Annotated in this window: 1 protein-coding gene; it reads left to right on the top strand. The window is 66.0% G+C overall.

The genetic code is table 11. From position 1 onward, the window contains the following. Nucleotides 1-744 (top strand): 3-hydroxybutyrate dehydrogenase (locus tag CFB35_RS33945; RefSeq protein ID WP_256940269.1); only part of this gene is annotated, 744 nt, incomplete at both ends.

The raw sequence follows: 744 nt of genomic DNA, 5'->3' as shown, positions 1-744 counted from the left end.
CTGAATGGCAAGACCGCAGTCGTCACGGGCGCCGCGAGCGGCATCGGCAAGGAAATCGCGCTCGAGCTCGCCAAGGCGGGCGCGGCCGTCGCGATCGCCGACCTGAACCAGGACGGCGCGAACGCGGTCGCCGACGAGATCGTCAAGGCAGGCGGCAAGGCGATCGGCGTCGCGATGGACGTGACCAACGAGGAAGCGGTGAATAGCGGCATCGACAAGGTCGCCGCGACGTTCGGCTCGGTGGACATCCTCGTGTCGAACGCGGGCATCCAGATCGTCAACCCGATCGAGAACTACTCGTTCGCCGACTGGAAGAAGATGCAGGCGATCCACGTGGACGGCGCATTCCTGACGACGAAGGCCGCGCTCAAGCACATGTACAAGGACGATCGCGGCGGCGTCGTGATCTACATGGGCTCGGTGCATTCGCACGAAGCGTCGCCGCTGAAGTCGGCGTACGTGACGGCCAAGCACGGGCTGCTGGGTCTCGCGCGCGTGCTGGCGAAGGAAGGCGCGAAGCACAACGTGCGCTCGCACGTCGTGTGTCCGGGCTTCGTGCGCACGCCGCTGGTCGACAAGCAGATTCCGGAGCAGGCGAAGGAGCTCGGCATCAGCGAAGAGGACGTGATCAAGAAGGTGATGCTCGGCAACACGGTCGACGGCGTGTTCACGACGGTGCAGGACGTCGCGCAGACGGTGCTGTTCCTGTCGGCGTTCCCGAGCGCCGCGCTCACGGGCCAGTCG

Origin of the sequence: Burkholderia sp. AU16482, from assembly GCF_002223285.1 — a bacterium.
GTDB classification, from domain to species: domain Bacteria; phylum Pseudomonadota; class Gammaproteobacteria; order Burkholderiales; family Burkholderiaceae; genus Burkholderia; species Burkholderia semiarida.
This window is presented reverse-complemented; position numbering and strand designations above follow the sequence as displayed.